Raw genomic sequence first — 23,385 nt, 5'->3', positions numbered from 1 at the left:
TGCCCAGGTGGTGAAATTGGTAGACACGCCAGCTTCAGGTGCTGGTGATCGCAAGGTCGTGGAAGTTCGAGTCTTCTCCTGGGCACCAAATTCAGATCAAACCCGCGAAAGCGGGTTTTTTCGTTTCAGGCTTCTGATTTTTAACGAGAAAATCGATTTATATTTTTCGAATCAGGGGTTTACAGATTAAAAAGCCCTCCGTATAGTGCGCGCCATCGACGACGGCAACGTTGTTGATGCTGCCCAGGTGGTGAAATTGGTAGACACGCCAGCTTCAGGTGCTGGTGATCGCAAGGTCGTGGAAGTTCGAGTCTTCTCCTGGGCACCAAATTCAGATCAAACCCGCGAAAGCGGGTTTTTTCGTTTCAGGCTTCTGATTTTTAACGAGAAAATCGATTTATATTTTTCGAATCAGGGGTTTACAGATTAAAAAGCCCGCCGTATAGTTCGCCCCATCAACAGCGGCAACGTTGCTTGATAATGCCCAGGTGGTGAAATTGGTAGACACGCCAGCTTCAGGTGCTGGTGATCGCAAGGTCGTGGAAGTTCGAGTCTTCTCCTGGGCACCAAATTCAGATCAAACCCGCGAAAGCGGGTTTTTTCGTTTCCGGGGCTTGAAAACTCCATCAGCAATTTCCCCCCTTCGGCGCACTTGAGAAGTTTTATCGTTTATCCTTGCAATGATTTGTTGCACTCAAGTGAGGAAAACCCCGGATGATGATCCGCGATACCCGTCTCAAGACATCCCTTCTGCGTGGCCTGACCATCACTCTGCTCGGCCTGACCCTACTCTCCCCCGCCGCCTACTCCGCCGACAAAGTCTCCCTGACCCTGTACAACGGCCAACACAAAGAAGTCGGCGATGAACTCGCCAAGGCCTTCGAAGCCAGGACCGGCATTCACGTCAACGTACGCAAGGGCAGCAGCAACCAACTGGCCAGCCAAGTCGTGGAGGAAGGCGACCGCTCCCCTGCCGACGTGATCTACACCGAGGAATCGCCGCCACTGAACAAACTTGGCGAGCAAGGCCTGCTGGCCAAGATCGATGCAGGCACGCTCGACGTCCTGCCCAAGGATTACGTGGGTCGTAACGGCGACTGGATGGGCGTGACCGCACGCACCCGCGTCGTAGCCTTCAACCCCAAACTGATTGCCGAGAAAGACCTGCCCAAGTCGGTATTGGATTTCGCCGGCCCCGAGTGGCAAGGCAAGGTCGGCTTCGTACCTACCAGCGGTGCCTTCCAGGAACAGGCCGTGGCGATCATCAAGCTGCACGGCCGTGAAGCCGCCGAAGAATGGCTGACCGGCCTGCGTGCCTTCGGCAAGGTGTACAGCAACAACATGGTCGCCCTGAAGGCCGTGGAAAACGGCGAAGTAGCCACCGTTCTGGTGAACAACTACTACTGGTTTGCCCTGAAGAAAGAAAAAACCAACCTCGATTCCCAACTGCACTACTTCACCGATGGCGATGCCGGCGGCCTGATCACCGTGTCTTCGGCGGCCGCGCTGAAGTCCAGCAAGCATCCCAAAGAAGCCCAGCAACTGCTGGCGTTCATGGCCAGCGAAGAAGGCCAGCGCGTGATTACCACTACCTCGGCCGAGTACCCGCTGCGCAAAGGCATGGAATCCAACCGCGGCCTTAAGCCCTTCAGCGAACTGCAGCCGCCGAAAGTCACGCCTGCCGACCTGGGCAACGCAGAAGAAGCCCTGGACCTGGAACGTGAGGTTGGCTTGAACTGATGAACCCATCGCTACCCACCCCCGCCCTGCGCGGGGGGCTCAGCCCGCGCCGCAAGCGCCCTTCGATCTGGCTACTGCTCCCCGTCCTGCTACTGGTTGGCCTGAGCCTGCTGCCACTGGTGTACGTCGGGCTGAAGGCCTGGCAGGCGGGCTGGGCGCAGGCGGTGCATCTGCTCTGGCGCCCCTATGTGTTCGGGCTGCTGCGCAATACCCTGGCGCTGATGGTCGGCGTGACGGTGGCGTGCGGCGTGATCGGCCTGTCCCTGGCCTGGCTGCTGGAACGCAGCAATCTGCCAGGGCGCCGCCTCTGGGGTGTAGTCCTGTGCCTGCCGTTCGCGGTGCCGGCGTTTGTCAGCAGCTTCACCTGGGTATCCCTGAGCGCCCACTTCGAAGGGCTCGGCGGCGCGATCCTGGTGATGACCCTGTCCAAATACCCGCTGGTGTTTTTGCCAGTGGCCGCAACCTTGCGCAACCTGGACCCTTCCCTTGAAGAATCGGCCCGCACCCTGGGGCTGAATCGCTGGGGCGTATTCCTGCGCATCACCCTGCCCTTGCTGTGGCCGTCGCTGCTGGCCGGGGCACTGCTGATTGCCCTGCATATGCTGGTGGAGTTCGGCGCGCTGTCGATCATCGGCCTGCAAACCTTCACCACCGCGATCTACCAGCAATTCGAACTGGAGTTCAGCAACGCCAATGCCGCGATGCTTTCTGCGGTATTGCTGGTGATGTGCCTGACCCTGCTGTGGCTGGAACTGCGCGTGCGCGGCAAGGGCCGGCACGTGCGCATCGGCCAGGGCGCGGCGCGGCATGGGGAGCAGGTGCGACTGGGCAAGTGGGCGCCACTGGGCCAGGTGTATTGCCTGGCGCTGGCGATCATCGGCAGCGGCATCCCCTTGGGCATGCTCGGCTATTGGCTGGCGGTAGGTTCATCGGCGGCATTTCCAATGGCCGAGATTGGTGAGGCATTGCTGTCCTCCCTGATGCTGTCGCTGGGTGGCGCGGCACTGTGCCTGGCGCTGGCGGTACCGGTGGGGCTGCTGGTGGTGCGCTACAAGGGCCGACTGGCGACCTGGGCCGAGCGCCTGCCGTACCTGCTGCACGCCCTGCCCGGCCTGGTGATTGCGTTGACACTGGTGTATTTCGCCCTGCATTACGTGCCGGCGCTGTACCAGACCTCTGCGTTGCTGCTGATCGCCTATGCCTTGCTGTTTCTTCCATTGGCCCAGGCGCCGATCCGCACGGCCTTGAACAAGGCGGCGCCGCAGTTGGAAGAGGCTGCACGCACGCTGGGGGCATCGTCGTTCAGTGCGTTTTGCCGAGTGACGCTGCCGATTATTTTTCCGGCATTGGGTGCGGCATTTGCGCTGGTGTTCCTGGACGCCATGAAGGAATTGACGGCGACGCTGCTGCTCAGCCCCACCGGGCTGAATACCTTGGCGACTGCCGTGTGGGCACACACCTCGAATGTGGAGTTTGCGGCGGCGGCGCCTTATGCGGCGTTGTTGATAGTGGTGTCGGGGTTGCCGGTCTATCTGCTGACAACTCGGATGTACTTGAGCCGCTGAGATCGCTATCGGGGGCAAGCCCCCGATGAGGCCAGAACAGACGACGCTAAGCCCGGAACTGCCCCAGACTCGCCTTCAACTGCGCCGCCAACCCATCCAGCACCTTGCCACTGGCGGTAGTCTCCACCACCGCCTGCGCCGCACGCTCGGCCTGGGCATGGATCACCTCGACCCGGCCTCGTACCGCATGGGCGCCCTGGGCCTGATGCTCGGCGGCGCGGGTCGCCAGGCCAATCGCTGCATGCACCTGCTCCACCGAGGCCTGCACCGTCTGCTGCAAGCGCACGCTGTCGCGCAGCACCAGCAAACCTTCGTTGGCCTGGCGCCCGGCCTTGCCGATGGTTTCCACCGCCTCCCGCGCGCCCTGCTGCAACGCGACGATATGGGCCTGGATATCGCCGGTAGAACTTTGGGTCTTGCTGGCCAACGCACGCACTTCGTCCGCCACCACCGCAAAGCCCCGCCCGGTCTCGCCCGCTCGCGCGGCTTCAATGGCCGCGTTGAGCGCCAGCAGGTTGGTCTGCTCGGCGATACCATGGATGACCGTCAGCACCACTTCGATCTGCTCGCTTTGCTGGGCCAGGCGCTCGATAACCTGGGACCCGGCCTGGACCTGCCCCGCCAACGCTTCGATCAAACTGCCGACTTCGGCCGACGTTCGCGAGTTCTCGTCCGTCGCCTGACGAATATCCACCACCTGCTGCAACGCCGCCTGCATGGCGTGGCTTTCGGCCTGGGCCTCGTCGGCCATTTGCGACAGCGCGCGCAAACTCTCCGCCACCTCATCACGCTGCAAGCCAGCGGCCGCATCGGCGCCGGCATTGCGCAAGGTCATGGCGCCGATTTCCACGCCGGTACGCTGGGCCACATCGCCCGCCTCGCGCACGATGGGTTGCAACTTATCCACAAAACGATTGACCGCCGAGGCCATGTCGCCGATTTCGTCCTTGCTGTTGATCTGCACGCGCTTGGTGAGGTCGCCCTCGCCTGCTGCCAGGTCATCCATGGCCGCGATAAGCAGTTTCAGGCGATTGACCACACGACGGCCGAGAACCACGGCGATCAGCAGCAATACGCCGAAACCGACCACCGCCAGCCCCATGCCGATGCGCCAACGCAAGGTGCCGGCAGCCTCCTGCACGGCGCCGGTGGTGTTGACGGTCATCTGGGTCGCAGTGGCTTGCGCCGACTGCAGGCGAGCGCCCATGGCCGCCGCGCTATCCGCCGCGGCACCTTTGAGGCTGTCGCCGACCAACTGATCACCGCTGGCTATCAGTGCGGCAAAACGCTTGTCCAGCGCTTGCAGATCGGCCTCGACCGACGCGGTCGACACCCCCATGAGCACCTTGCCAATCTCCACGCCGTTAGGACTGATGGACGCCTCGACGTAGAACACCGAAGGATCGTTCTTCGCGGCGTTCAGGACTTTGTCCAGGGCGCGATCGCCCTGGCCTTTTTCCAGCAACGCCTTGTTGATCGGATTTTCGCGATTCAGATAACGAGTCAGGTGCTCACCCGCCGCGTCGTCATAGACCACGAACAGCACGTTGGGATTGCGCTGGGCGCGTCGGGCAAACTCGGACAGCGTTGGCACATCGCTGTCCCACATGGCGCGGGGCGCCACCGAGGCCAGCAGTTGCGCCATATCGTTGGCGGAGTCTTGCAGGTCTTTTTCCAGGGTCGCACGCAACTGTTTCTGCTCTGCCTGCAGGCGCTCGGAAAGCCCGGCGGTCAGACGCTGACGGGTACTGGTGGACAAGCTGTCCAGGCTCGACGTGACTTCCTTGCCGGCCTGGGCCAATTCACCGGACAGCTTCTGGCTGTCGATGCCCAGGCGACTGCCTAAATCGGCCTCCAGCGCCGTGACCGTGCTCCGGGTGAGAGCGACCGCCACCAGCACTTGCACCAAAAGAGCGATACCTAGGGTAACGAACACCGGCCGCAACAGACGGCTTTGTAACAATGAGAGAACGGCAGACATCGGGAATCCCTCCACCACGGGTGCCATTAATTTGATAGCACCGCGAAAGAAAGAAACATAGCAAGGGTCGTGCCGCTTGGCATGCAGATACGACAAAGGGCTCCCGAAGGAGCCCTTTGCTTTTTACATCAATAGCTTATTAAGCGAACGGGTGACGCAGAACGATGGTCTCGTTGCGATCCGGGCCCGTCGAAATAATGTCAATCGGCGCACCGATCAGCTCTTCAACGCGCTTGATGTAGGCACGGGCATTGGCTGGCAACTCTTCCAGGGTCTTGGCACCCACGGTCGACTCGCTCCAGCCCGGCACTTCTTCGTACACAGGCTGCAGGCCCACGTAGCTGTCGGCGTCAACCGGGGCAACGTCCTTGCCTTCGGCATCTTTGTAGCCGACGCAGATGTTGATGGTTTCCAGGCCGTCGAGTACATCCAGCTTGGTGAAGCAGATGCCCGAGATGCTGTTCACATCGATCGCGCGACGCAGGATAACGGCGTCGAACCAGCCACAGCGACGAGCACGGCCGGTGGTCGCGCCGAATTCGTGACCCTGCTTGGCCAGGTGCGCACCGACTTCGTCGAACAGTTCAGTCGGGAACGGGCCCGAACCTACACGGGTGGTGTAGGCCTTGGTGATGCCGAGGATGTAGTCCAGGAACATAGGACCAACGCCCGAACCGGTAGCGACGCCGCCGGCAGTGGTGTTGGAGCTGGTCACGTACGGGTAGGTACCGTGGTCGATGTCCAGCAACGAACCCTGGGCGCCTTCGAACATGATGTCCTTGCCGGCGCGACGCAGGTCGTGCAGCTCGGCGGTCACATCCAGCATCAGCGGCTTGAGCAGCTCAGCGTATTCCTTGCACTCGGCCAGGGTCTTGTCGAATTCGATGGCTGGCTCTTTGTAGTAACCCACCAGCATGAAGTTGTGGTAATCCACCAGTTCACGCAGCTTGTCTTCAAAGCGCGGCATGTTGAGCAGGTCGCCCACACGCAGGCCACGACGCGCGACCTTGTCTTCGTAGGCCGGGCCGATGCCGCGACCGGTGGTGCCGATCTTCAGCTCGCCACGGGCCTTTTCACGGGCCTGGTCCAGCGCAACGTGGAAGGACAGGATCAGCGGGCAGGACGGGCTGATACGCAGGCGCTCGCGCACCGGTACGCCTTTCTCTTCCAGCTTGGTGATCTCACGCAGCAGGGCATCCGGCGCAACCACGACGCCGTTGCCGATCAGGCACTGCACGCCTTCGCGCAGGACGCCCGACGGGATCAGGTGCAAGACGGTTTTTTCGCCGTCGATGACCAGGGTGTGGCCAGCGTTGTGACCGCCTTGGTAGCGCACTACGGCGGCAGCATGTTCGGTCAGCAGATCAACGATCTTGCCTTTGCCCTCATCACCCCATTGGGTGCCCAGGACTACGACATTCTTACCCATAACACTTGTCCTCATTCGCGCAAACTTGGTGCCGGCGATGGCCGGCAGGAAAACTCAAGAAGCCAGTGGCGATACTTGCCAAAGCCCGTTCTGCAGAATCAATTGCCGGTCGCAGTCCGCTTCACGGGCGGCGGCCAATGGCTGCCCAGGCAATGCCTGGACAACACGCTGACCCTCACTGCGCAACTGGCAAACCTGCTGCCAGAGTGCTGCGTCCGTACTGTCGGGCATCCAGATGCCACCAGACGGCAGCTCGACCTCAGCACGCCCCAGGGTCACCAGGGTTTTCAAATCGGTGGAAAAGCCGGTGGCCGGACGCGCACGACCGAAGTCGGCGCCGATGTCGTCGTAACGACCACCTTGGGCGATGGCCTGGCCAACACCCGGCACAAACACCGCGAACACCACACCGGTGTGGTAGTGGTAGCCGCGCAGCTCGCCCAAATCAAAATACAGCGGCAACTGCGGGAACCGCGCCGACAACCGCTCAGCAATCGCCAACAGGTCATCCAGTGCAGCCAATACCGGCGCCGGCGCCTTGGCCAGGCGTTCACGTGCAGCCACCAGCACTTCACGGCCGCCACACAGGTTGACCAGTGCACGCAGCATCTCGGCCAGATCCGCAGGCACGCCAGCGGTCAGGGCGATGACTTCATCGATCGCCTTGCGCTGCAGGGCATCGAACAGCTGTTGCTCGGCTTCACCGGACAAACCGGCCGCACGGGCCAGGCCACGGTAGATGCCCACGTGACCGAGGTCCATGTGGACATCTGGCACATCAGCCAGTTGCAGCATGGCCAGCATCAGGCTGATCACTTCAACGTCGCTGCTCGGGCTGGCATCACCGTACAACTCCGCGCCCAATTGGATCGGGCTGCGGGAGGACGACAAGGCACGCGGTTGAGCGTGCAGCACGCTGCCGGCGTAGCACAGGCGGCTCGGGCCTTCGCGGCGCAGGGTGTGCGCATCGATGCGTGCCACTTGCGGCGTGATGTCGGCACGGAACCCCATTTGCCGGCCCGATTGCGGGTCGATGACCTTGAAGGTGCGCAGATCCAGGTCCTGGCCCGCGCCGGTCAGCAGGGATTCCAGGTACTCGATATGGGGGGTCACGACAAACTCGTAACCCCAGCTCTGGAACAGATCCAACACCTGGCGACGCGCTACTTCAATGCGCGCAGCTTCTGGTGGCAGTACTTCTTCGATGCCATCTGGCAGCAGCCAGCGGTCTACCGTTGCCATTACGCCATTCCCCTATGATCCGGGCGGCCAGCCCTCGGCCGAGCCTTGAGTGAAGCAGAAAATACCCGCCCCCTGCATAAACCACGCGCAAGAGCGACGTGACGAACGACCTGTTAACGGCCTCGTCGGGCACTTTCCTCGAAAAACCTGTCACGCCTGCCGAATCAAACATGCAGACGCAAAAAAGCCGGGAATTTCCCGGCTGCCGCATCATACACCCGTTTTCTGAAAGGATCACCCCGCCAGGCGTTTTAGCCGCCCGACGGAGTGCGCCCTACAAAATCACGGGCTGGTTACTTGGACTTTTCCAGGTAGCGGAAGAAGTCGCTGCTTGGGTCCAGCACCATGACGTCGGTTTTGTTCGCGAAGCTTTCACGGTAGGCACGCAGGCTACGGTAGAACGCGTAGAACTCCTGGTCCTGGCCGTAAGCCTTGGCGTAGATCGCCGCAGCTTGAGCATCACCATCACCACGGGCCTCTTCAGACTCGCGATAGGCTTCTGCCAGCAGTACACGGCGCTGACGGTCGGCATCCGCACGGATACCTTCAGCCAGCTCGTTACCCTTGGCACGGTGCTCACGGGCCTCACGCTCACGCTCGGTGCTCATGCGCTCGAACACGCTGCGGTTCACTTCCTTCGGCAAATCGATGGCCTTGACCCGAACATCGACAACTTCGATCCCCAGCTCTTTTTCCGCCATCGTGTTCAACGAACGGGTGATATCCGCCATCAGCGCATCACGTTCACCGGACACCACCTCGTGCAGGGTGCGCTTACCAAACTGGTCACGCAGGCCCGACTCCAGACGGCGCGACAAACGCTCGTCGGCAATCTGCTTGAGGCCGGAGGTCGCAGTGTAGAAGCGCTCGGCATCCTTGACGCGCCACTTGGCGTAGGCGTCAACCATCACGGCTTTCTTTTCCAGGGTCAGGAAGCGCTGTGTCGGTGCATCCAGGGTCATCAGGCGCGCGTCGAACTTGCGCACCTGGTTGACGTAGGGGACTTTCACATGCAGGCCCGGCTGGACATCCGCCTGGACCACGCGACCGAATTGCAGCAGCACCGCACGCTCGGTCTGAGCCACGATGTAGAAGCAGTTCCAGGCAGCGATGACCACGACGACGCCCACAATCAGGGCGGTCAGCGATTTATTGCTCATCAACGACTCTCCCTGGTACGTGTTTGCTGTTGCAGCAAGTCAGCGGCCGCACGGGCGCTCGCTTCATTGGCAGCGGCATTGGAACCGGTGGACGGTGCACTGGAGCTGCTGCGACCACCTTCGATCATCTTGTCCAGCGGCAGGTACAGCAGGTTGTTCTGCCCACCCTTGCTGCCGGTCACGAGGACCTTGCTGGTGTTGCTGAAGACTTCCTGCATGGTGTCCAGGTACAGACGCTCACGCGTCACCTCAGGCGCCTTGCGGTACTCGGCGACCAGCTTGGTAAAGCGATCCGCTTCACCCTTGGCGCGGGAGACCACTTCGTCACGGTAACCGTTGGCATCCTCGAGGATACGCTGGGCCTGGCCACGGGCTTCCGGCACGACGCCGTTGGCGTAGGTCTCAGCCTGGTTGCGCGAACGCTGCTCGTCTTCACGGGCGCGGATCACGTCGTCGAAGGCTTCCTGCACTTCACGCGGTGCCGCTGCGCTCTGTACGTTCACCTGGGTGACGGTGATACCGGTGCGATAGGTATCGAGGAACCGTTGCAGGCGCTCCTTGATTTCGCTGGCCATCAGTTCACGGCCTTCGGTCAGCACCTGGTCCATGGCGGTGGAACCCACCACGTGGCGCAGGGCGCTTTCGGTTGCGTGTTGCAGGCTGATTTCCGGCTGATCGACGTTCAGAACGAAGTCCTGCAGGTTGCTGATCTTGTACTGCACGGTCAGCGGCACTTCGACGATGTTCTCGTCTTCGGTCAGCATCTGGCCCTGCTTGGTGTAGGCACGCTCACGCGTGACGTTCTCCATGTACTTCTTGTCGATCGGCGGGAAATAGATATTCAGGCCAGGACCGACAGTCTCGTAGTACTTGCCGAAGCGTAGCACCACGGCTTGCTCCTGCTCGTCCACGACGTATACGGCGCTGTACAGCCATACGGCCGCCAGCACGACAAGACCCAGGCCCAGCAGGCCGTAGCCGCCGCCCTTGCCGGTGCGACCACCTTCATCACCACCCCGTTTTTTTCCACCACCGAACAACCCATTCAGGCTTTCCTGCAGCTTTCGGAAGGCCTCGTCGAGATCTGGTGGCCCCTTGCGGTCGCCATTATTGCGGCGCTTACCACCCCAAGGATCCTGATTATTCGAGTTGCCACCCGGCTCATTCCAAGCCATAGCGCTCTCCATCTGATAAAGCAAAGACGCACCCACGGCGCGCCGACCAATGCTACAGAATGCCTGCTACTGCGGCACAACCGCTTTCGGAGGCTTTTATTGCAAAGTGTGTTGTTCGATGAACTCTGTCGGTACTACGCCTTCACGGCTGACCAGCCGATTGAGCTCCGAGCGCGGCAATCGAACGGCCAGCAAGCTGACACCTTCTTCGTCGTGTTCTTCTTTCTGTACCGCGCCCAGCTCGAAAAACTGTGCACGCAGTCGAGCAAAACGCTGAGGCAAGCGCAAGGTGCCGACGAACAAATCGCTGCCGAGCAATTCGGCAATGGCTTGTTCAAGCAGCTCCAAACCACTGCCATCGCGCGCCGACAGCCAGACCCGCTGGGGCTTGCCGTTCTCGTCGCGCTGGATTTGTGGCTCGACGCCTTCAAGCAAATCGAGTTTGTTATAGACCTCGAGGATCGGCAAGTCCTGGGCACCAATCTCACCCAGCACGACCATCACCTGTTCAATCTGCAACATGCGATCCGGTTCGGCCGCATCGATCACGTGCAACAGCAGGTCGGAATTGCTCGACTCCTCGAGCGTAGACCGAAATGCCTCGACCAGCTTGTGGGGCAGGTGCCGAATGAAACCCACGGTATCGGCCAGGACAATCGGCCCCAGGTCGTCGATATCCAGACGGCGCAAGGTCGGGTCGAGGGTCGCGAACAGTTGGTCAGCCGCGTACACGTCCGATTTGGTCACGTTGTTGAACAGCGTGGACTTGCCGGCGTTGGTGTAGCCCACCAGCGATACGGTAGGGATATCGGCACGCGAACGGCCACGTCGCGATTGCTCGCGCTGGCTGCGCACCTTCTCCAGTCGGCCCTTGATCTGACGCAGGCGAACCCGCAGCAGGCGCCGGTCGGTTTCCAACTGGGTTTCACCCGGGCCCCGCATGCCGATACCGCCACCCTGACGCTCAAGGTGAGTCCAACCGCGAACCAGCCGAGTGCTCATGTGGTCAAGCTGGGCCAATTCGACCTGGAGCTTGCCCTCATGGGTACGGGCGCGTTGGGCGAAAATATCGAGAATCAGGCCGGTGCGGTCGATCACGCGACACTCGAATACACGTTCGAGGTTACGTTCCTGACTGGGCGTGAGGGTGTGATTGAAGATCACCAGATCGGCTTCTTCGGCATGGACCAGGTCGCGCAGTTCCTCGACCTTGCCGCTGCCAATCAGGAATTTGGCGGTTGGCCGATGACGCGGCACGTTAAAAAACGCAACGGTCTCGGCGCCGGCCGAATTTGCCAGCTCCTGAAACTCCTGCGGATCTTCGCGCGCCTCAGGGTCCTGTCCATCCAAGTGAACGAGGATGACTCGCTCACCACCACCGTGGCGCTCAAAGAACAAAGGAGACTCCTATCAGGCGTTACCTGGCTCAGCGTCAGCTGCATCATCACCGGCGGCGCTAGGCAGACGGATTGGACGAACTGGAACCACTGTCGAGATAGCGTGCTTGTAGACCATCTGGCTGACGGTGTTTTTCAGCAGGATCACGAACTGGTCGAACGACTCGATCGTGCCTTGCAGCTTGATACCGTTGACCAGGTAGATGGAAACCCCCACTTTCTCTTTACGTAAAGTATTCAAGTAAGGGTCTTGTAGCGAATGCCCTTTTGACATGTGCCGCACTCCTTTAAGGATCAATAATAAAAAATCGGAAAATAGATAGCTTATGGCCGTCACACCCCCAAGGATAGACGGCAATTGCAAGGACTCAGCTCAATATGGAGACCGTTCCCAAGTATTTCAAGGCGCGTGACAGATTGTCGCTGTCCAGGCTGTCCAACCAGTGCAAATCGCTCCAGCTGCGCAGCCAGGTGAACTGGCGCTTCGCTAATTGGCGCGTGGCAATGATGCCGCGCTCCTGCATTTCGGCTGACGTCAGCTTGCCATCCAGATGATCCCAGACTTGGCGGTAGCCTACAGCACGTATCGAAGGTAACCCTGGATGCAGGTCACCTCTTGAACGCAGTGCTACGACCTCGTCCACAAACCCCTGTTCCAACATAATTGTGAATCTTTGTGCAATTCGTTCATGCAGCACCTGGCGATTTGCCGGAGCGATGGCCAGATTCGCCACAGTATAGGGCAATTGTGACTGTCCAGATGCGCCTGCATCAGCACTTTGCGCAGTTTGTTTCAGCCGCAGTTCAGTCATGGTCTGCCCGCTGACCCGCCAGACTTCCAGGGCGCGACTGAGGCGCTGGGGATCATTGGGGTGAATACGCGCGGCAGATACCGGGTCAACCGCTGCCAACTGGTCGTGCAGGGCTTGCCAGCCAAGGCGTGCAGCCTCTTCTTCGAGTTCGGCGCGCACCTGGGCATCGGCGGGCGGCATGTCGGCCAGCCCTTCCTGCAAAGCCTTGTAGTAGAGCATCGTGCCGCCCACCAGCAAGGGGATGTTGCCCCGCGCGGTGATCTCGGCCATGGCGGCCAGGGCGTCGGTGCGGAAATCCGCTGCGGAATAGCTCTCGGCCGGGTCGATGATGTCGATCAACCGGTGCGGATACTGCGCCAGCAGCGCTTTGGAAGGCTTGGCGGTGCCGATGTCCATGTCCCGGTAAACCAGGGCGGAGTCGACACTGATCAGCTCGCACGGCAGCACCTTGGTGAGCTCGATGGCCAGGTCGGTCTTGCCGGCGGCCGTGGGGCCCATCAGGAAGATCGCGGGGGGCAAGGCACTCATCAACGGCCGCGCAAGAACAGTTTGTCCAGATCATCCAGGCCCATCTGGGTCCAGGTCGGACGGCCATGGTTGCACTGGCCGCTGCGTTCGGTGTTTTCCATGTCGCGCAGCAGGCCGTTCATTTCCGGCAGGGCCAGGCGGCGATTGGCGCGGATGGCACCGTGGCAGGCCATGGTGCCGAGCAGTTCGTTGATGTGTGCCTGGATACGGTCACTGGTGCCGTACTCCATCAGGTCAGCCAATACATCGGCCACCAGCCGGTTGGCCTCGGCCTGCTTGAGCAGCGCGGGAATCTGGCGGATCGCCAGGGTTTCCGGGCCCAGGCGCTGCAACTCGAAGCCCAGTTTCTGGAACACATCGTGATGCTCTTCGGCGCAATCGGCCTCACGCTGGCTGACGGCCAGGGATTCCGGCACCAGCAACGGCTGGCCACTCAGGCCTTCGCTGGCCATGGCGATCTTCAGGCGCTCGTACATGATCCGCTCGTGGGCGGCGTGCATGTCCACCAGCACCAGGCCATGGGCATTTTCCGCGAGGATGTAGATGCCCTTGAGCTGCGCCAACGCGTAGCCCAGGGGTGGGATATCACCGCCACCTTCCGGCAAGGCCACGGCGCCCGGCTCGGCACCCGGCAACGGCGCAAAGAATTCACGATAGGCAGCCTGCGCTTCGGCGACCGGCACGGCCGATTGCGGACGCGGTGTGTATTGGTACTGATAACCCGCTCCCGAGCCAGAGCCCGGCGCCGTATAGCTCGGCTGGGGTTGCGGCGATTGCAGCAGGTTTGCCGCCAGGCTCATTTCGCCCTGAGGGCCAAACTCGCCCGCTTCGGGGCCGCTCGGCCGCACCACCGCCGTCACGATGGGCGCAGACAACTGGTCATCCGGGCGCACATCGCCCAAGGCACGGTGCAAGGTGCCATAGAGGAAGTCATGCACCATGCGCCCGTCACGGAAGCGTACTTCGTGCTTGGTCGGGTGCACGTTGACGTCCACTACCGAAGGGTCGACCTCGAAAAACAGCACAAAGGTCGGATGCCGGCCGTTGAACAGCACATCGCGATAAGCCTGGCGCACCGCGTGGGCCACCAGTTTGTCGCGTACCGCCCGGCCATTCACAAAGAAATACTGCAAGTCCGCCTGGCTGCGGGAGAAGGTCGGCAAGCCCACCCAACCCCACAGGCGCAGGCCGTTGCGTTCGATTTCAATCGGCAGCGCCTGCTCCAGGAACCCCGCACCGCACACTGCCGCGACACGGCGAGCACGCGCGGCGTCGTCGTTGGCTTCGTGCAGGCTGAGGATGGTCTTGCCGTTGTGGCGCAGGTGAAACGCCACATCGAAACGCGCCAGGGCCAGGCGCTTGATGACTTCTTGCAGGTGATCGAATTCGGTTTTTTCGGCCTTGAGGAATTTGCGCCGCGCCGGGGTGTTGAAGAACAGGTCGCGCACTTCCACCGAGGTGCCCACCGGGTGTGCAGCCGGCTGGACCCGAGGCGCCATGTCGCGGCCTTCGGTTTCCACCTGCCAGGCCTGCTCGGCATCACGGGTGCGCGACGTCAGGGTCAGGCGCGCCACGGAGCTGATGGAAGCCAATGCCTCACCGCGAAAGCCCAGGCTCATCACCCGCTCCAGGTCTTCCAGGTCGCGGATCTTGCTGGTGGCGTGACGGGCCAGGGCCAGCGGCAGGTCATCGGAGGAGATCCCACTGCCATCGTCGCGGACGCGCAGCAGCTTGACGCCGCCCTGCTCCACATCGACATCGATGCGTCGGGCGCCGGAGTCGATGCTGTTCTCCAGCAACTCCTTGATCACCGAGGCCGGCCGTTCAACGACCTCGCCCGCCGCAATCTGGTTGGCGAGGCGCGGGCTGAGCAATTCAATGCGCGACCCGCTGTTCAAGACTGATTCGCTCATTACTGCGCCGCCAATTCAGTGCCGGGGATGGTCAATACCTGGCCGATTTTCAACTCATCGCTCTTCAGGTTGTTGGCGCTGCGCAGGGACGCGGCCGAGACCTGGAAACGCACGGCCAGCATGGCCACGGTGTCGCCGGGCTGCACGCGATGGTCGCGCGGGCCCTGGGCGATTTTGCCGGAGTCGCGCAACCAGGCAATGTAGGTGCCCGGCGGCGGGTTCTGCTGGAAGAACTGGCGCACGCCAGCACTGATGGAGCGCGCCAAGGCCTGCTGGTGGCTGGCACTGGCCAGCTTCGAGGCTTCGTTGGCGTTGGAGATAAACCCGGTTTCCACCAGGATCGATGGGATGTCCGGCGATTTCAACACCATGAACCCGGCCTGTTCCACGCGCTGCTTATGCAACGAGGTCACCCGGCCGATGTTGCTCAACACCTTCTGGCCGACGTTCAAGCTGGAGGTCAGCGAGGCCGTCATCGACAGGTCAAGCAGTACCCCGGCGAGCATCTTGTCCTTGTCATCGAGGGACACGTTACCGGCCCCGCCGATCAAGTCGGAACGGTTTTCACTGTCGGCCAGCCAGCGCGCGGTCTCGGACGTGGCGCCGCGATCCGACAGGGCAAACACCGAGGCACCGAAGGCCGCCGTCGAAGGCGCGGCGTCCGCATGGATCGAAACGAACAGGTCGGCGCCCTTCTTACGGGCGATTTCGGTACGGCCGCGCAACGGAATGAAGTAGTCGCCGGTACGGGTCAGTTCGGCGCGGTAGCCTTTCATGCCGTTGACCTGGCGCTGCAGCTCACGGGCGATGGCCAGCACCACGTCTTTCTCATGCTGGCCGCGCGAGCCGGACGCGCCCGGGTCTTCACCGCCGTGGCCGGCATCGATCACCACGATAATGTCGCGCTTGCCGGCCGGCGCTGGCGGCGGCGGTGGCAGCTTGACCTGGGGTTGGGACGGGTTGACCGGTACGGCCGGCACTGTCGCCACGGCCGGGGTTGGCGCCGGCGGCGGCGCGGCATCGGCGGCGTTGTCGAACAGATCGACCACCAGCCGGTTGCCGTATTGGGCGTTTGGCGCCAGGGAGAAGCTTTTCGGGGTCACGACCTTTTTCAGGTCGATCACCACCCGCAGGTCGGTCGGCGTGCGCTGCGCCGAGCGCATGGCGGTAATCGGCGTGTTGGCGGTGGACACGTTCAACGGCGCGGCCAGGGTCGCACCATTGATGTCGATCACCAGGCGATCGGGCGCCGTGAGGGTAAAGACACTGTGCTGGACCGGGCCAGACAGGTCGAACACCAGTCGCGTGTTATCCGGCGCTCGCCACAGGCGAACACTCTTCACCTGTGAAGCAGCCAGAGCATTGACAGTCATTGCCGCAAGCAACACCCCTACGACAGCAACCAACGCGCGAAAGCGCATACCTAACCCCACCAATTATTTGAATTCCAAAGCCAGAGCGGCGCACCACGACTCACCGCGCGCACCCTGGGGCAACAACTTCAGCTGACGTCCGTGATCATGCGGCGTAATGGTAATGGTCAGGTCCGGCTTTGGCAAAAAGCCTGTGCCTTTATCTGGCCACTCGATCAGGCACAGCGCGTCTTCATCGAAGTAATCACGGATGCCCATGAATTCGAGTTCTTCGGGATCGACCAGGCGGTAGAGATCGAAATGGAACGCCCGCACTGCGCCGATCTCGTAGGGTTCAACCAGGGTGAACGTGGGACTCTTGACCGCCCCCGTGTGGCCCAGACCGCGAATGATCCCCCGGGACAGCGTGGTCTTGCCCGCACCCAGGTCGCCTTCAAGAAAGATCAGGCCTGACCCGGCCGTGACCTGGGCAACACGCTGACCTAACGCCACCATGGCGTCTTCATCGGCCAGGAAAAGAATTACTTCAGGCACGGCGACTGTTCCTCCAGCAATTGACGAATGGCGGGTATCAGGTCGCTGGCGGCCAGCCCGCGACCAAAGCTGCCCTGGCGATCTCCCGCCGTGGCGTGCAACCAGACGGCCAGGCAGCTGGCTTCATACGCCGGCATGCCCTGGGCCAGCAGCGCACCTACCAGGCCGGCCAAAACGTCACCGAGGCCCGCCGTCGCCATCGCCGGATGGCCTTGATCGCAGCGTGAAACGCGCCCGTCCGGGCTGGCAATCAAACTGCCAGCACCCTTGAGGATAGCCACTGCATTGAATTTCTGGCTCAACGCGCGCGCCACCTTAAGACGGTCGGCCTGAACCTCGGCTGTCGAAATCCCCAACAAGCGCGCCGCTTCCCCAGGATGCGGAGTGATCACGCAATCGGCCGGCAGGCTCACGCTGCCAGTCGCCAGTTGATTGAGCGCATCGGCATCCCAGACCTGCGGCTGCCGTGCATTGGCTGCAACAGACAACAGGCTTTTACCCCAGGCGGCTTCGCCAAGGCCGGGGCCAATGACGATTACCGAGATTTTTTCCAGCAAGCCCATCAACTGGTTGGCCGAACTCACGCCGACGCTCATGACTTCCGGCAAACGCGCCAGCGCGGCCGGCACGTGCTCAAGGCGAGTGGCCAGGGACACCATGCCCGCGCCACTGCGCAGGGCGCTTTCGGCACTCAACAGCGCGGCACCGCCAAAGCCCCGGTCGCCGCCAATCATCAGCAGGTGACCGAACTGGCCTTTATGGGCGTCAGGGGAACGCGCAGCCAGTTGCGGCAAATGGCCGTGCAACAAAGGCTGAACGTCGGTTATTTCGTGTTTTGTCTGCGGCATGCGTCTTCAAGCTCCGATGTCTGGCAGAATTATACGCATCTAACCTGTGGTTTCCCGTGTCTCATGCCCGCTATTACCTCCGATCTGCCCGCCCTCGCCCAATCGATCAAAGACTGGGGCCGCGAGCTGGGCTTTCAACAAGTCGGCATCAGCGGCCTGGACCTGGCCGAGCATGAACACCATCTGCAACGCTGGCTCGACGCGGGCTACCACGGCGAGATGGACTACATGGGCGCCCATGGCAGCAAACGCTCGCACCCGGACGAACTGGTGCCGGGTACCCTGCGCGTGGTGTCGCTGCGCATGGATTACCTGCCCGGCGACACGCAGATGGCGCAACTGCTGGCAAAACCGGAAAAAGCCTACATCTCCCGGTATGCCCTGGGCCGCGACTACCACAAGCTGATCCGCAAGCGCGTGCAGCAGTTGGCCGACCGCATCCAGGCGCAGATCGGCCCTTTCGGCTTTCGCGCCTTTGTCGACAGCGCGCCCGTGCTGGAAAAGGCCATTGCCGAACAAGCCGGCCTTGGCTGGATCGGTAAAAACACCCTGGTGCTCAATCGCAAGGCTGGCAGTTATTTCTTCCTCAGCGAACTGTTTGTCGATTTGCCGCTGCCCGTGGATCCACCCCACGCCACCGAGCACTGCGGCCGCTGCACCGCCTGCCTGGACATCTGCCCCACCAACGCGTTTGTCGGCCCCTATGTGCTGGACGCCCGGCGCTGCATTTCCTACCTGACCATCGAACTCAAGAGCGCAATCCCGGAAGACCTGCGCCCGCTGATCGGCAATCGGGTATTCGGCTGCGATGACTGTCAGATCGTTTGTCCGTGGAATCGTTTCGCGCGACCCACTGCCGAAAGCGATTTCAAGCCACGGCACAACCTGGATAACGCGGAACTGGCGGAGCTGTTCATGTGGGATGAGGATAAATTCCTCAGCAGTACCGAAGGCTCACCATTGCGCCGTGCCGGTTACGAGCGCTGGCTGCGCAACCTGGCGGTGGGCCTGGGCAATGCGCCGTCGAGCATTCCGGTGCTGGAAGCCTTGAAGGCGCGTCGGGATTACCCGTCGGAGCTGGTACGCGAACATGTGGAATGGGCGCTGAACCAGCACGCATCGCGCTAGTGCACGTCGTCGTTGTAGACGAACTTGGGCATTTCCCAGTGAAAACGGATCGCCAGCAGGCGCAATAGAAAGCCGCTGAACAGGGTCAGTAGAATCGCCTGCTCGCTGGGCAGTTCCAGGTAGAGGCACAGCAGGTAGAACCAGGCGGCGAGGAATGACACGCTGGCGTACAGTTCACGACGGAAGATCAGCGGAATGTCGTTGCAGAAGATATCCCGCAGAATGCCACCGAAGACGCCGGTGATCACCCCGCTGACCGAGGCCACCAGCATGCCGTGGCCCATTTCCAGGGCGGTCATGCAGCCGATCAAGGTGAACGCGACCAGGCCCACGGCATCCAGTGCGAGGAACAGCGAGCGCAGGCGACGCATCAAGGGTGCGATAAAGATCGTCACCAGCGCCGCGATGGAGGTCAGCACCAGGTATTCCGGGTGCTTGACCCACGTCAGAGGGTAGTGACCGAGCAATACGTCGCGTACCGAGCCGCCGCCCAATGCCGTCACGCAGGCGATCAGCACCACACCAAACCAGTCCATGCCGCGCCGGCCGGCGGACAACGCGCCGGTCATGGCTTCGGCGGTGATGGCGATGAGGTAGAGCATCAGCAGCATGAAGGCGATCCTTGTAGTGAGCGGGCTTGCCCCGCGCTGGGCTGCGCAGCAGCCCCAAATACTTGGCGATGATATCTATAGGGAAAAATGCGGCAACAGCAGTGGGGCCGCTACGCAGCCCAGCGCGGGACAAGCCCGCTCACTACAGAAAGCCCGGACACGGTAAGAAACCGTTTCAAGCCTTGATGAAATGCTTGCGGTAATGCTGCAGCTCGGCGATCGACTCGCGAATGTCATCCAGCGCCAGGTGGGTGCTGCCTTTATGGAAGCTGTCCTTGACCTCCGGCGCCCAGCGCGCGGCCAGTTCCTTGAGCGTGGACACATCCAGGTTGCGGTAGTGGAAGTAGCTTTCCAGCGCTTTCATATGGGTATAAAGGAAGCGACGATCCTGGCAGATGCTATTGCCGCAGATCGGCGATTTACCCTTGGGCACCCACTTCTCCAGGAAGGCAATGGTTTCGGCTTCGGCTTCGGCCATGCTGATGCGGCTGTCACGCACACGCTGGGTCAGACCGGAGTTACCGTGGGTTCGGGTGTTCCACTCGTCCATGGTGGCGAGCACGGCGTCGCTGTGGTGGATGGCGATCACCGGACCTTCGGCCAAGGTGTTGAGGTTGCTGTCGGTGACAATGGTCGCCATCTCGATGATGACGTCGGTGTCAGGGTTCAGACCGGTCATTTCCAGATCGATCCAAATCAGGTTCTGTGGGTTTTGCATGGCTTGATTCTCTTGGCACCTTGGCGTAGCTGCGCAGTTTAGCAGGCGGGGCCGTGCTAGACTCGCGACCGTTTTACCCAACCTTTGCATTATCGACACGGAACACCAATGGCCAAACGCCAGCTCAATCGTCGCCAAAACTGGCGCATCGAAAAGATTCAAGGTGAACGCGCCGCCCGCGCCGCCAAACGTGAATCCTCCGCCGTGGAAGCGCTCGAGGGCGGCGACCTGGGCCCCGAACAGACGGGCCTGGTAATCGCGCACTTCGGTGTGCAGGTCGAAGTCGAGGCGCTGGAAGGCGAACTCGCGGGCCAGGTGTTCCGCTGCCACTTGCGTGCCAACCTGCCTGCGCTGGTCACCGGCGACAAGGTGGTCTGGCGCGCCGGCAACCAGGGCATCGGCGTGATCGTCGCCCAACTGCCGCGCACCACCGAGCTGCGCCGCCCCGACAGCCGTGGCCAGCTCAAGCCGGTAGCGGCCAACGTCGACATGATCGTGATCGTGTTTGCACCGCTGCCCGAGCCCCATGCCAACCTGATCGACCGCTACCTGGTGGCAGCCGAGCATGCCGGCATTCGCCCGTTGTTGCTGCTGAACAAATTCGACCTGATCGACGAGCAGAATGCCCCCGCGCTCAACGCGCTGCTGGGGGTCTACCGCACCCTGGGCTACCCGGTGCTGGAAGTCTCGGCCCATCACGGCAATGGCATGGAACAGCTGCAACAGCAGTTGGACGGACGTATCAGCGTCTTTGTCGGCCAGTCGGGCGTGGGCAAATCCTCGCTGGTCAACAGCCTGCTGCCGGAAGTCGATACCCGCGTGGGCCCGCTGTCGGAGCTGTCCGGCCAGGGCACCCACACCACCACCACGGCGCGGCTGTTCCACTTCCCGGGCGGCGGTGAGTTGATCGACTCCCCGGGTATCCGTGAATTCGGCCTCGGCCACGTCAGCCGCAGCGATGTGGAAGCGGGCTTTATCGAATTCAACGACCTGATCGGCACCTGCCGCTTCCGCGATTGCAAACACGATCGCGAGCCGGGCTGCGCCCTGCTCAAGGCCCTGGAAGACGGCCGCGTGCAGCAGCAGCGAATGAACAGCTATCGGTCGATTATTGCGAGCTTGCCGGAAAGCAGTTACTAAACTGGCGAAACAACAAGGCCGCGATCATCGCGGCCTTGTTGTATATGGCTTAGGAACCCGTCCCCGGCACCGTAGGATCTTTCACCCCGCCATCATCAAACAGGTTCAGCTTCTGCCGCAGCTCATGGGCCGGCAATGGCTCCTGGCCGTGCGGAATGGTGTTCGGGTCGGCCGGGGCCTCACCTGGCGCGCCCGCCCCTGAGGTTGGGACCGATGGTGGTACATGCTGGTCACCTTCAATCGCACGCTGGGCCTTTTTGGTCAGCACCACGATATCGATGCGGCGGTTGATCGGGTTGAACGGATCCTTCGCATCAAACAGTTGCGAGGACGCAAACCCCACCACCCGCGCCACTTGCGGGTCCGGATAGCTGCCAGCCACCAGCGCACGACGCGCAGCGTTGGCACGGTTGGCGGAAAGCTCCCAGTTGCCGAAGTCACCCTGGCCCGCGTAAGGCTTGGCATCGGTGTGGCCGCTGATGCTGATCTTGTTCGGCACCGCCTTGATGGTGTCGGCCATGGCCAGCAGGATGTCTTCAAAGTACGGTTTCAAACGCGCGCTGCCAGAGTCGAACATCGGCCGGTTGGCGGCGTCGGTGATCTGGATACGCAAGCCATCCGGGGTGATCTCGAACGAAATCTGATCCTTGAACTTCAGCAGTTGCGGGTTTTCCTCGACCTTGTTCTGCAACTCTTGCAGCAACAGCTCAAGACGTTCCTGCTCGACCTGCTCGGCCATGGCTTCGACGGTATCGCGCTCGATCGGGATTTTTTCCTGCGGTGCCTCGGTCTTGACTTCCGGGTTGATGGTGCGCTCAGGCGCCAACTGCGGCGAACCGCCCAGGTCGATCACGAAGGGCGTGCCGCTTTCCGAGAAGCCAATCGGGTCTTTGAAGTAGCCGGCAATGGCGATCTTCTGTTCGGGCGTGGCGGTGGACATCAGCCACAGCACCAGGAAGAACGCCATCATCGCCGTGGCAAAGTCGGCGAAAGCGATTTTCCAGGCGCCGCCGTGGTGCCCCGCAGCGAAGCGCTTGACGCGCTTGATGATTATCGGCTGGTTGTTTTCCATGGCTTAGCGACCGCGAACCGCTTGTTCCAGCTCGGCGAAGCTTGGGCGATGCTTCGGGTACAGCACCTTGCGACCGAACTCCACCGCCAACGAAGGCGGCATGCCGGAAGCGGACGCCACCAGGCTGGCCTTGATCGATTCGTACAGGTTGATTTCTTCCTTGGCGTCGTGGGCCAGGGAGGTCGCCAGCGGGCCGAAGAAGCCGTAGGCCGCGAGAATACCGAAGAAGGTCCCCACCAACGCCGCACCTACGTGCATGCCGATAGCCGCCTGGTCACCTTCCCCCAGGGAAGCCATGGTTACCACGATACCCAGTACCGCCGCGACGATACCGAAGCCGGGCATGCCGTCGGCTACACCGGTCACGGCATGGGAAGGATGCTCCAATTCTTCCTTGAGGCTGAACAATTCCATGTCGAACAGGCCTTCAAGCTCATGGGGAGCCATGTTGCCGGAGGACATGATGCGCAGGTAGTCGCAGATATAGGCGGTCATGCGCTCATCTTTAAGCACGGCCGGGTACTTGGCGAAAATCGGGCTGGCCGCGGCGTCTTCGATGTCGGCCTCGATGGCCATCATGCCTTCGCGGCGGCTCTTGTTGAGGATCTCGTAAACCAGGCCCAACACTTCCAGGTAGAACGTGTGGGTGAAACGCGAACCGAACATGCTCAGCGACTTCTTGATCACGTGCATGGTCATGTAGCCGGGGTTCGCCTGCAGGAAGGCACCCAGTGCCGCACCACCGATAATCATCACCTCGAAAGGCTGGATCAGTGCCGCAATTTTACCGTGGGACAGGACGTAGCCGCCGAGCACGCTCGCGAAGACGACGATAATGCCGATAATTTTAGCCATAGGAGATGAGTACTTGCGCCGTCGGGTTCATGGACATATTTGGGGGAACTGGAAAACTCTTGTTCTACTTATCGGCAAAACTGCGCCAGACTATAGCCCGTTAAGGCGAAAAGCCAGTTCGGCCCGCTCCGGGTGTGTTGACCGCAAGTGATGATCGCGCCCCA

General features: G+C 61.6%; 20 protein-coding genes and 3 tRNA genes. 7 read left to right on the top strand and 16 right to left on the bottom strand.

Going from position 1 to position 23,385, the window contains the following annotated elements:
- Nucleotide 1 precedes the first annotated feature (1 nt).
- The 5 genes from J1N02_RS16295 to J1N02_RS16275 all read left to right on the top strand — a co-directional run bounded on the left by J1N02_RS16295 (nt 2) and on the right by J1N02_RS16275 (nt 3,305).
- Nucleotides 2-88, top strand: a tRNA-Leu gene (locus J1N02_RS16295).
- 153 nt (nt 89-241) lie between these two features.
- A tRNA-Leu gene (locus J1N02_RS16290) sits at nt 242-328 on the top strand.
- Nucleotides 329-482: 154 nt separating this feature from the next.
- A tRNA-Leu gene (locus tag J1N02_RS16285) sits at nt 483-569 on the top strand.
- Nucleotides 570-714: 145 nt separating this feature from the next.
- The gene (locus J1N02_RS16280; RefSeq protein ID WP_065925621.1) at nt 715-1,740 is read left to right on the top strand and encodes an iron ABC transporter substrate-binding protein; all 1,026 of its coding nucleotides are present in this window, start codon (nt 715-717) and stop codon (nt 1,738-1,740) included.
- Nucleotides 1,740-3,305, top strand: coding sequence for an ABC transporter permease (locus J1N02_RS16275; protein WP_421147486.1), 1,566 nt, complete (start codon nt 1,740-1,742; stop codon nt 3,303-3,305). Before J1N02_RS16280 ends, J1N02_RS16275 begins: the two co-directional genes overlap by 1 nt.
- A 46-nt stretch (nt 3,306-3,351) precedes the next feature.
- Here J1N02_RS16275 and J1N02_RS16270 read toward each other — a convergent pair whose 3' ends face one another.
- From J1N02_RS16270 to J1N02_RS16215, 12 genes are all read right to left on the bottom strand, one after another.
- Entirely contained in the window at nt 3,352-5,286 is a 1,935-nt protein-coding gene (locus J1N02_RS16270; protein ID WP_027604895.1) for a methyl-accepting chemotaxis protein, read from the bottom strand.
- Nucleotides 5,287-5,425: 139 nt separating this feature from the next.
- On the bottom strand, nt 5,426-6,715 hold the full coding sequence (locus J1N02_RS16265; RefSeq protein WP_027604896.1) for an adenylosuccinate synthase: 1,290 nt from the start codon (nt 6,713-6,715) through the stop codon (nt 5,426-5,428).
- A gap of 54 nt (nt 6,716-6,769) precedes the next feature.
- A complete protein-coding gene (locus J1N02_RS16260) occupies nt 6,770-7,957 on the bottom strand; it encodes an ATP phosphoribosyltransferase regulatory subunit (protein ID WP_092359361.1) in 1,188 nt (395 codons plus the stop codon).
- Between the two features lie 293 nt (nt 7,958-8,250).
- The gene (gene hflC, locus J1N02_RS16255) at nt 8,251-9,117 is read right to left on the bottom strand and encodes a protease modulator HflC (protein ID WP_010213607.1); all 867 of its coding nucleotides are present in this window, start codon (nt 9,115-9,117) and stop codon (nt 8,251-8,253) included.
- Nucleotides 9,117-10,292, bottom strand: coding sequence for an FtsH protease activity modulator HflK (gene hflK, locus J1N02_RS16250; RefSeq protein WP_092359364.1), 1,176 nt, complete (start codon nt 10,290-10,292; stop codon nt 9,117-9,119). The genes hflC and hflK overlap by 1 nt, the downstream gene beginning before the upstream one ends.
- 96 nt (nt 10,293-10,388) lie before the next feature.
- A complete protein-coding gene (gene hflX / locus J1N02_RS16245) occupies nt 10,389-11,690 on the bottom strand; it encodes a ribosome rescue GTPase HflX (protein ID WP_027604899.1) in 1,302 nt (433 codons plus the stop codon).
- A gap of 12 nt (nt 11,691-11,702) precedes the next feature.
- Nucleotides 11,703-11,963, bottom strand: a complete 261-nt coding sequence (gene hfq / locus J1N02_RS16240; protein ID WP_003171355.1) for an RNA chaperone Hfq — start codon at nt 11,961-11,963, stop codon at nt 11,703-11,705.
- A gap of 94 nt (nt 11,964-12,057) precedes the next feature.
- Nucleotides 12,058-13,029, bottom strand: coding sequence for a tRNA (adenosine(37)-N6)-dimethylallyltransferase MiaA (miaA, locus tag J1N02_RS16235; RefSeq protein WP_027604900.1), 972 nt, complete (start codon nt 13,027-13,029; stop codon nt 12,058-12,060).
- Nucleotides 13,029-14,942, bottom strand: coding sequence for a DNA mismatch repair endonuclease MutL (gene mutL / locus J1N02_RS16230; protein ID WP_027604901.1), 1,914 nt, complete (start codon nt 14,940-14,942; stop codon nt 13,029-13,031). Before mutL ends, miaA begins: the two co-directional genes overlap by 1 nt.
- Nucleotides 14,942-16,363 carry an N-acetylmuramoyl-L-alanine amidase gene (locus J1N02_RS16225; RefSeq protein ID WP_027604902.1) on the bottom strand — a complete coding sequence of 474 codons (1,422 nt, stop codon included), beginning with the start codon at nt 16,361-16,363 and terminating at the stop codon, nt 14,942-14,944. Before J1N02_RS16225 ends, mutL begins: the two co-directional genes overlap by 1 nt.
- 15 nt (nt 16,364-16,378) lie before the next feature.
- Nucleotides 16,379-16,849, bottom strand: coding sequence for a tRNA (adenosine(37)-N6)-threonylcarbamoyltransferase complex ATPase subunit type 1 TsaE (gene tsaE / locus J1N02_RS16220; protein ID WP_098480479.1), 471 nt, complete (start codon nt 16,847-16,849; stop codon nt 16,379-16,381).
- Nucleotides 16,837-17,697 carry an NAD(P)H-hydrate dehydratase gene (locus J1N02_RS16215; protein ID WP_368961467.1) on the bottom strand — a complete coding sequence of 287 codons (861 nt, stop codon included), beginning with the start codon at nt 17,695-17,697 and terminating at the stop codon, nt 16,837-16,839. The genes tsaE and J1N02_RS16215 overlap by 13 nt, the downstream gene beginning before the upstream one ends.
- 63 nt (nt 17,698-17,760) lie before the next feature.
- On the opposite strand from J1N02_RS16215, the gene queG reads away from it, so the two are divergent.
- Nucleotides 17,761-18,825: a tRNA epoxyqueuosine(34) reductase QueG gene (queG, locus tag J1N02_RS16210; protein ID WP_027604905.1), complete on the top strand. Its 1,065-nt coding sequence runs from the start codon at nt 17,761-17,763 to the stop codon at nt 18,823-18,825.
- On the opposite strand, the gene J1N02_RS16205 is transcribed toward queG, so the two are convergent.
- Together J1N02_RS16205 and orn are read right to left on the bottom strand one after the other, a co-directional pair.
- Nucleotides 18,822-19,436 (bottom strand): trimeric intracellular cation channel family protein, encoded by a 615-nt coding sequence (locus J1N02_RS16205; protein WP_027604906.1) that lies wholly within the window; start codon nt 19,434-19,436, stop codon nt 18,822-18,824. The two genes, queG and J1N02_RS16205, sit on opposite strands and share 4 nt — an antisense overlap.
- A gap of 175 nt (nt 19,437-19,611) precedes the next feature.
- Nucleotides 19,612-20,154, bottom strand: a complete 543-nt coding sequence (gene orn, locus J1N02_RS16200; RefSeq protein ID WP_010213620.1) for an oligoribonuclease — start codon at nt 20,152-20,154, stop codon at nt 19,612-19,614.
- A 108-nt stretch (nt 20,155-20,262) separates the two neighbouring features.
- Here orn and rsgA point away from each other — a divergent pair, with 108 nt between their 5' ends.
- Nucleotides 20,263-21,294: a small ribosomal subunit biogenesis GTPase RsgA gene (gene rsgA, locus J1N02_RS16195; protein WP_092359371.1), complete on the top strand. Its 1,032-nt coding sequence runs from the start codon at nt 20,263-20,265 to the stop codon at nt 21,292-21,294.
- 49 nt (nt 21,295-21,343) lie between these two features.
- Here the strand turns inward: rsgA and motB are convergent, their stop codons facing one another.
- On the bottom strand, nt 21,344-22,366 hold the full coding sequence (gene motB / locus J1N02_RS16190; RefSeq protein ID WP_027604909.1) for a flagellar motor protein MotB: 1,023 nt from the start codon (nt 22,364-22,366) through the stop codon (nt 21,344-21,346).
- A gap of 3 nt (nt 22,367-22,369) precedes the next feature.
- Nucleotides 22,370-23,221 carry a flagellar motor stator protein MotA gene (gene motA / locus J1N02_RS16185; protein WP_003171338.1) on the bottom strand — a complete coding sequence of 284 codons (852 nt, stop codon included), beginning with the start codon at nt 23,219-23,221 and terminating at the stop codon, nt 22,370-22,372.
- Nucleotides 23,222-23,385 lie beyond the last annotated feature (164 nt).

This window comes from Pseudomonas sp. NFX5 (assembly GCF_049132125.1).
GTDB classification, from domain to species: domain Bacteria; phylum Pseudomonadota; class Gammaproteobacteria; order Pseudomonadales; family Pseudomonadaceae; genus Aquipseudomonas; species Aquipseudomonas marginalis.
This window is presented reverse-complemented; position numbering and strand designations above follow the sequence as displayed.

What these genes read in the sequence shown, in the direction of transcription:
- J1N02_RS16260 (WP_092359361.1), bottom strand. Translation starts at nt 7,957, where the DNA reads ATGGCAACGGTAGACCGCTGGCTGCTGCCAGATGGCATCGAAGAAGTA.
- hflK (WP_092359364.1), bottom strand. Translation starts at nt 10,292, where the DNA reads ATGGCTTGGAATGAGCCGGGTGGCAACTCGAATAATCAGGATCCTTGG.
- hfq (WP_003171355.1), bottom strand. Translation starts at nt 11,963, where the DNA reads ATGTCAAAAGGGCATTCGCTACAAGACCCTTACTTGAATACTTTACGT.
- J1N02_RS16280 (WP_065925621.1), top strand. Translation starts at nt 715, where the DNA reads ATGATGATCCGCGATACCCGTCTCAAGACATCCCTTCTGCGTGGCCTG.
- J1N02_RS16205 (WP_027604906.1), bottom strand. Translation starts at nt 19,436, where the DNA reads ATGCTGCTGATGCTCTACCTCATCGCCATCACCGCCGAAGCCATGACC.
- J1N02_RS16275 (WP_421147486.1), top strand. Translation starts at nt 1,740, where the DNA reads ATGAACCCATCGCTACCCACCCCCGCCCTGCGCGGGGGGCTCAGCCCG.
- motA (WP_003171338.1), bottom strand. Translation starts at nt 23,221, where the DNA reads ATGGCTAAAATTATCGGCATTATCGTCGTCTTCGCGAGCGTGCTCGGC.
- J1N02_RS16265 (WP_027604896.1), bottom strand. Translation starts at nt 6,715, where the DNA reads ATGGGTAAGAATGTCGTAGTCCTGGGCACCCAATGGGGTGATGAGGGC.
- queG (WP_027604905.1), top strand. Translation starts at nt 17,761, where the DNA reads ATGCCCGCTATTACCTCCGATCTGCCCGCCCTCGCCCAATCGATCAAA.
- mutL (WP_027604901.1), bottom strand. Translation starts at nt 14,942, where the DNA reads ATGAGCGAATCAGTCTTGAACAGCGGGTCGCGCATTGAATTGCTCAGC.
- hflC (WP_010213607.1), bottom strand. Translation starts at nt 9,117, where the DNA reads ATGAGCAATAAATCGCTGACCGCCCTGATTGTGGGCGTCGTCGTGGTC.
- rsgA (WP_092359371.1), top strand. Translation starts at nt 20,263, where the DNA reads ATGGCCAAACGCCAGCTCAATCGTCGCCAAAACTGGCGCATCGAAAAG.
- J1N02_RS16225 (WP_027604902.1), bottom strand. Translation starts at nt 16,363, where the DNA reads ATGCGCTTTCGCGCGTTGGTTGCTGTCGTAGGGGTGTTGCTTGCGGCA.
- orn (WP_010213620.1), bottom strand. Translation starts at nt 20,154, where the DNA reads ATGCAAAACCCACAGAACCTGATTTGGATCGATCTGGAAATGACCGGT.
- miaA (WP_027604900.1), bottom strand. Translation starts at nt 13,029, where the DNA reads ATGAGTGCCTTGCCCCCCGCGATCTTCCTGATGGGCCCCACGGCCGCC.
- J1N02_RS16215 (WP_368961467.1), bottom strand. Translation starts at nt 17,697, where the DNA reads ATGCCGCAGACAAAACACGAAATAACCGACGTTCAGCCTTTGTTGCAC.
- J1N02_RS16270 (WP_027604895.1), bottom strand. Translation starts at nt 5,286, where the DNA reads ATGTCTGCCGTTCTCTCATTGTTACAAAGCCGTCTGTTGCGGCCGGTG.
- motB (WP_027604909.1), bottom strand. Translation starts at nt 22,366, where the DNA reads ATGGAAAACAACCAGCCGATAATCATCAAGCGCGTCAAGCGCTTCGCT.